We start from the raw sequence: 5,936 nt of genomic DNA on the forward strand, positions 1-5,936 counted from the left end.
CCCCGGGCGGCCCGACCGGTCAGTTGAAGGTGAGGTAGGGGTTGGCGGTCGTGCCGCTGGCGTGGAACCACGTCGAACCCGGGTTCTGGGGGTGCCCGGTGCCGACGTAGAAGGTGCCGGGGTTGGTGTTCCAGTAGCCCCAGATCTTGACGTAGCTGGTGCCCGGATACAGCGCCACGGTCGAGCACGCTCCTCGGGCGACGTAGCCGGAGTTGCCCTGCTGGGGGACCTCGAAGCGGATGTTGTAGTTGCCGGACGCGCAGATGGTGGTCGTACCGCTGGCGGCGGACGCCGGCGCCGCCACCCCCATCACCACTCCTGCGGCCGCGATCGCCGTGGCTCCGGCGGCGGCTGCGGCACGCTTCATGGATGAGGTCAGGTTCATGAGTCTGTCCCTTCCTGGTGATTCGTCGTGGGATTCATGATTGCCTCGCTCGTAGGCCGCGCGCCCAAAAGCCGTTCGGGGCCTGCCCGTTCACCGGACTCCTCTGCCCGGACGGGAGGACTTCCCCGCGGCCCGTGGGCGAGGATGGAGGCATGTACGAGTTGACGGCGGTCGGCCCCGTTCCGTCGGTGAGCGAGTGGAACGACGCGTTCACCGGTCTGCACGGCGCGAGCCGCGTCTCGGTGCCGGATCGCACCGCCCCGTGGACCGGGCGGCTCGACTGCCAGCGTTCGCCGAGCTACGCCATCGCCCTGTGCACCGGCGGGCGGCAGACGGTCACCCGGACGGCCCGGCACATCGGGCGCGACCCCCGGGGCACGTACGAACTCCTCGTCCCGCTGGCCGGGACCGCCTGGGTGGAACAGGGGCCGGAGTCCGGCGAGATCGCGCCCGGTGTCATGGCCCTGTGCTCCATCGACCGGCCGATGGCCTTCGCGCACAACGCCGGGTTCCGCTCGATCTCCCTGATCGTGCCGGCCCGGGAGATCCTCGCCCGCAGCCCGGCGGTCTCGCGCGAGCCGCGGCTGTTCGGCGGAGCCGGCGGTCTGGGCCGGCTGGTCAGAACCATGGTGACCGCACTGCAGGAGGAGCGGGAGGAGCTCTCGGAGGCGACGTTCGACCTCGCCTGCGAGCGGCTGCTCGACCTGGTGTGCCTGGCCGCCGAGGGCGCCGTCGACTCGGCCCCCGCCGGGCAGCGGGCGACGGTCGAGGCCGATGTCCGCCGGTACGTCCGCCGCCACGCAGGCGACGAAGGCCTGGACGTCGTGGGCATCGCACGCGCCCTGGGCTGGTCAACCCGCTACATCCAGCAGGTGCTGCGGGACGCGGGAACGACGTCGCGCGACCTCATCCGACGCGAACGGCTGCTCCTCGCCCGGACCCGACTGTCGAGTCCGGGCTGGGCGGGGCAGTCGATCGCGGGGATCGCGCACGCCTGCGGTTTCGGCAGCCACGCGTCGTTCAGCACGGCGTTCCGGCAGGAGTTCGGCATGACACCGCGTGAGGCGCGGCACGGCGCGCTCCTGCCGCCGCCCGCGGCGACGGGTCAGGAGCCGGGCGGGGTGAAGTAGCGGCGCGGATTGTCGACCAGCATGGTGGTGAGCTCCGCCTCGGTGACGCCGGCCCGGCGCAGCGCGGGGAGCACCTGGTCGTGCAGGTGGGTGTGGTGCCAGTCCGGGGCGACCGCCTCGCGCACGCCCGGCGGGAACCAGTCGATGTGGCACGAGGCGTCGTGCGACAGGACCATCCGGTCGGCCAGACCCTCGCGGGCGAGCGCCGCGACGGTCGCCACCCGCTGGTCGGCGGGGAGCAGGATGTCGAGACCGAAGCGGTCCATTCCGACGTACGAGCCGTTGTCGATCAACCGGTGCAGGTAGTCCAGGTCGGCGGTGTCGCCGCTGTGCCCGATGACGACGGCCCCGAGGTCAACGCCCTCACTGCGCAGGACCTCCTGGGCAGTGAGGCCGGTGCGGGCGGCCGCGTTGGTGTGCACGGTGATCGGCGCTCCGGTACGGAGGTGGGCCTGGGCCACCGCCCGCATCACCCGCTCGACGCCCGGGGTGAGGTCGGCCTCGATGGCGCACTTGAGGAACGCGGCCCGGATGCCGGTGTCGGCGATGCCCTGCTCGATCTCGCGGACGAACAGGTCGGTCATGCCCTCGGGGCCCCCGAGCATCGTGCCCGGCCCGTGGTAGCGGAAGAAGTCCGGTACGTCGGCCAGGGTGTAGATGCCGGTGGCGGCGACGATGTGCAGGTCCACCTGCTCGTTGACCAGGGCGACGCGACGGACGTCCCGCCCGAGGCCGATCACAGTGGGGTCGACGATCGTGGTGACGCCGGTGGCGGCCAGGGCCTTCAGCCGGGTCACGGCGTCCGCGACGCGCTCCTCCTCGTCCCAGGTCTCCGGCATGCTCCGCCGGAACTCCTCGCTCAGGACGAAGACGTGCTCGTGCATGAGGACAGGGCCCAGATCAGTGATCGGCACGGGCCCGCGGACGGTGTGGACGGAGGGGGTCAAGGTCATGGGGGTGGGTCCTTCGGGCTCGCGCCGGAGCCCGAAGGACTGCGGCCTGATCTGGGTGGGACGGTGTCGCCCGTCCCACTCTCGGCCGCCGCGCGCGGGATCTCTTTCGCCCCGGCGCACGCGATTTTCCCGTGAGCGCGGGGTTCCTACCCCACGGCCGCCTTGACCGCCTCGTTCGCGGCGGCCGCGAGCCGGTCGTCCTCCGGTTCGCTGCTCACCCAGGCCACGTGACCGTCGGGGCGGACGAGCGCGGCGCGCACGCCGTTCCAGGCGGCCGGGAGGCCGTCAGGGGTCGAGGCGTGAACGGCGGGCTCGGCCTCCGTCGAGCGGGCGGCGAGCGCGCCGCCGGCTGTGAGGTCGAGCAGGAGGTGCGCGTCCGGGCGCAGGAGGCTCAGCAGTCCCCGGTCCGTACCGGTGCAGGCCAGGTCGGGAGCGCGGGTGCCGGTGAGCGGATGGGCCGCAGGGTCGGCGGGCGGGTAGCCGACGGAGAGGCCGGTGAGCCGTTCGGCCAGTTCGCGGCTGAACTCCGGCCGGGTGACGATCAGTTCGCTGAGCAGGGAGCGCAGGGCGAGCCCTTCGGGGGTGAAGGTGGTCACCAGGGCGGTCTGGGCGCGGCTGTGCTCCATCAACTGGGCCCCCACCGGGTGGCGTTCGGAGTGGTACCTGTCCAAAAGCCCTTCTGGCGCCTGACCATTGAGGGTCGCGGCCAGCTTCCAGCCGAGGTTGTGCGCGTCCTGGATGCCGACGTTCATGCCGACTCCCCCGGTCGGGTAGTGCTGGTGGGCGGCGTCGCCCGCCAGCAGGACGCGGCCGCGTCGGTACGCGGTGGCGAGCCGGGTCGCGTTGCCGAAGCGGGAGAGCCAGGACGGGTCGCGCATGCCGAAGTCCTCGCCGACGACGGCGACGACCTTCTTCCGCAGCTCGTCCAGCGTGAGGTCGCCGGGCCACTCGGTGGTGAGGCTGTCGGGGCTGGTCCCGACGACGCGGAACCGTCCGCCGGGCAGCGGCGCGACCATCAGTCCGCCCTGGAGGGTGAAGGCGCTGAACCCGGGCGGCGGCGGGCTGTCGAGGGCGACGTCGCCGAGCCAGCCGAGGACCGTGGACGGGGTGCCGGGGAAGTCGATGCCGGCGGCGGCGCGCACGGTGCTGCGGACGCCGTCGCACCCGACGAGGTACGCCGCCCGTACCTCGTACGCCCCCCGCGGTCCGTCCACCTGGACGGTCACCGATGCGGAGTCCTCGGTGAACCCGGTGACGCGCTGCCCGCGCAGGACCGTGGCGCCCAGCGCGAGGGCGCGCTCCTGGAGCAGCTCCTCGGTGCGGGCCTGGGGCAGGAAGAGGGTGTACGGATACGGGGTGTCCAGGTCCCGTAAGTCGAGCCGGTTCGCCAGCATCGCGAAGTGGCCGTTCGGGATCGGCATGCCCTCGGCGAGGAAGGGCTCCAGGGCCCCGCGCGAGGCCAGGACCTCCAGGGTGCGCGGGTGGATGGTGAGCGCCTTGGAGCGCTGGTCGATCTCGGTGCGCGGCTCGACGACGGTCACGGGGATTCCGCCGAGCCGCAGTTCGGCCGCGAGCCAGAGCCCGACGGGCCCGGCTCCGGCGATGACGACGTGGCGCTGCTGCTGTGGTTCCATGACGAATCCAGCCCTTCTTGGTCAGTGACCAATAGCTTCTCCTCGCAGTAAACTAGGTCAATGACCAATGGGCAAGCGGCGGGCGGCAGACTCGCACCCGGCACCGTGATCCGGGCCGCGCTGGAACTCCTTGACGAGAAGGGCCTGGAGGCGCTCTCCACCCGCGCGGTGGCCGAGCGGCTCGGCGTACGGATGAACACCGTGCTGTGGCACGTGAAGACCAAGGCCCGGATGCTGGAGCTGATGGCGGACGCGGTGATCGGCGAGGTCCCGCTGGACGGCCTGCCCGAGGAACCGGACCTGCGTGCGGGCGAGTTGGTCCGCCGCTACCGCCGCGCCCTGCTCGCCCACCGCGACGGGGCGGCCCTGGTCGTCGGTACGTACGCCGCCGAGCCGCACACCCTGGGCCTGGCCGAGGCGATCGTCGGCGCGCTCCTGGACGGCGGCCGGAGCGAGCGGGAGGCAGCCTGGACCACCTGGGCGGCCATCTACTTCACCCTGGGCCTCACCCAGGAGGAACAGGCGGCGGAGCGGCAGCAGTTGGGCGACCGGCTGGCCGAGGCCGTCTCGGAGACGAGCCACCCCGCGCTCCACCGCACCCTCGACCAACTGGCCGGCGACTCCTTCGACGACCGCTTCGAGTTCGGCCTGGGGACGCTTCTCAGGCGCTGAATTCGGTCAGCTCGCGCGGGAGGGAGAAGTGCTGGCCCTCCCGTGCCACCTCCACCGTCCGCACGTCCTCGTACCCACGAGAGGCGAGCGCCGCGAGCAGCGCCCCGATCGACTCCGCGGGCGCCGAGGCCCCCGCCGTGACCCCGACGACGGCAACGCCGTCCAGCCACGCGTCCTCGATCGCGGCCGGGCCCTCGACGAGGTGGGCCGGGGTGCCGCAGGCCCTCGCCACCTCCACGAGGCGGCAGGAGTTGTGGGAGTTCGCGGAGCCCACGACCAGGACGAGGTCGCTCGCCCCGGCCAGGTGCTTCGCGCCCGCCTGCCGGTTCTGGGCGGCGTAGCAGATGTCGTCGCTCGGCGGGTCCTGGATCCCCGGGAACCGCTTCCGCAGCTCCACCACGACCCGCTCGGTCTCCTCCACGGTGAGCGTGGTCTGCGCGAGCCACACCAGCCGCCCGGGGTCCGCCACTTCGACGGCCCGTGCGCCCTCGACACCGTCCACGACGTGTGTACGCCCCGGGGCCACGCCGGCGGTCCCGACGACCTCGTCGTGGCCGGGGTCCCCGATCAGCAGGATCTCGTAGCCGAGCTCGGCGAACCGCCGAGCCTCACGGTGCACCTTGGTCACCAGCGGGCAGGTGGCGTCGATGGACCGCAGTCCCCGCTCCCCCGCCGCCTTCCGCACCCCCGGCGCCACTCCGTGGGCGGAGAGGACGAGGACCGCCCCCGCCGGCACCTCGTCGACCTCGGCGACGAACACGGCACCCGCCCGCCGCAGCCGCTCCACGACCTGCCGGTTGTGCACGATCTGGCGACGCACGTAGACGGGCGCCCCGTAACGGGCGAGGGCGAGTTCGACGGTCTCGACGGCCCGCGAGACCCCCGCGCAGAACCCGCTGGGCGCGGCGAGCAGAACCGATCCGGCGCCGGGCGAACTCGCAGACTCGTACCCCATGTGGTCCTCCAGAACTCGTCGGTTCGAGGAGGAGGGAAGCACGGCGGGCCGGCGCCGGACGCAGGCTCGGCCAGAACCCCGCACCAACAGGTACCGGCACCGCCCGAAGGGGCACGGGCGCTTGCACGCGGAGCGCCTGGAACCGCCGGCGGCCGGGCGCGACACCGCGGTCCCGGGGTGTCGGCATCATGCCGCGCATTTCACGGT

The 5,936-nt window shown here is 72.8% G+C and carries 6 protein-coding genes; 2 read left to right on the forward strand and 4 right to left on the reverse strand.

From position 1 onward, the window contains the following. Positions 1-19: 19 nt before the first annotated feature. A complete protein-coding gene (locus ACWCO8_RS01495; RefSeq protein WP_451030388.1) occupies positions 20-385 on the reverse strand; it encodes a hypothetical protein in 366 nt (121 codons plus the stop codon). A gap of 152 nt (positions 386-537) precedes the next feature. Here ACWCO8_RS01495 and ACWCO8_RS01500 point away from each other — a divergent pair, with 152 nt between their 5' ends. Continuing rightward, positions 538-1,515: a helix-turn-helix domain-containing protein gene (locus ACWCO8_RS01500; protein ID WP_451030389.1), complete on the forward strand. Its 978-nt coding sequence runs from the start codon at positions 538-540 to the stop codon at positions 1,513-1,515. Here the strand turns inward: ACWCO8_RS01500 and ACWCO8_RS01505 are convergent. After that, positions 1,491-2,468 (reverse strand): phosphotriesterase family protein, encoded by a 978-nt coding sequence (locus ACWCO8_RS01505; protein WP_451030390.1) that lies wholly within the window; start codon positions 2,466-2,468, stop codon positions 1,491-1,493. The two genes, ACWCO8_RS01500 and ACWCO8_RS01505, sit on opposite strands and share 25 nt — an antisense overlap. A 146-nt stretch (positions 2,469-2,614) precedes the next feature. Then, positions 2,615-4,102 (reverse strand): FAD-dependent monooxygenase, encoded by a 1,488-nt coding sequence (locus ACWCO8_RS01510; RefSeq protein WP_451030391.1) that lies wholly within the window; start codon positions 4,100-4,102, stop codon positions 2,615-2,617. 60 nt (positions 4,103-4,162) lie between these two features. On the opposite strand from ACWCO8_RS01510, the gene ACWCO8_RS01515 reads away from it, so the two are divergent. Continuing rightward, positions 4,163-4,774 carry a TetR/AcrR family transcriptional regulator C-terminal domain-containing protein gene (locus ACWCO8_RS01515; RefSeq protein WP_451030392.1) on the forward strand — a complete coding sequence of 204 codons (612 nt, stop codon included), beginning with the start codon at positions 4,163-4,165 and terminating at the stop codon, positions 4,772-4,774. Here ACWCO8_RS01515 and ispH read toward each other — a convergent pair. Further along, entirely contained in the window at positions 4,764-5,729 is a 966-nt protein-coding gene (gene ispH / locus ACWCO8_RS01520; RefSeq protein WP_451030393.1) for a 4-hydroxy-3-methylbut-2-enyl diphosphate reductase, read from the reverse strand. The two genes, ACWCO8_RS01515 and ispH, sit on opposite strands and share 11 nt — an antisense overlap. Positions 5,730-5,936: the final 207 nt, after the last annotated feature.

This window comes from Streptomyces sp. NPDC001927, assembly GCF_053594455.1.

What these genes read in the sequence shown, in the direction of transcription:
- ACWCO8_RS01510 (WP_451030391.1), bottom strand. Translation starts at nt 4,102, where the DNA reads ATGGAACCACAGCAGCAGCGCCACGTCGTCATCGCCGGAGCCGGGCCC.
- ACWCO8_RS01495 (WP_451030388.1), bottom strand. Translation starts at nt 385, where the DNA reads ATGAACCTGACCTCATCCATGAAGCGTGCCGCAGCCGCCGCCGGAGCC.
- ACWCO8_RS01500 (WP_451030389.1), top strand. Translation starts at nt 538, where the DNA reads ATGTACGAGTTGACGGCGGTCGGCCCCGTTCCGTCGGTGAGCGAGTGG.
- ACWCO8_RS01505 (WP_451030390.1), bottom strand. Translation starts at nt 2,468, where the DNA reads ATGACCTTGACCCCCTCCGTCCACACCGTCCGCGGGCCCGTGCCGATC.
- ispH (WP_451030393.1), bottom strand. Translation starts at nt 5,729, where the DNA reads ATGGGGTACGAGTCTGCGAGTTCGCCCGGCGCCGGATCGGTTCTGCTC.
- ACWCO8_RS01515 (WP_451030392.1), top strand. Translation starts at nt 4,163, where the DNA reads ATGACCAATGGGCAAGCGGCGGGCGGCAGACTCGCACCCGGCACCGTG.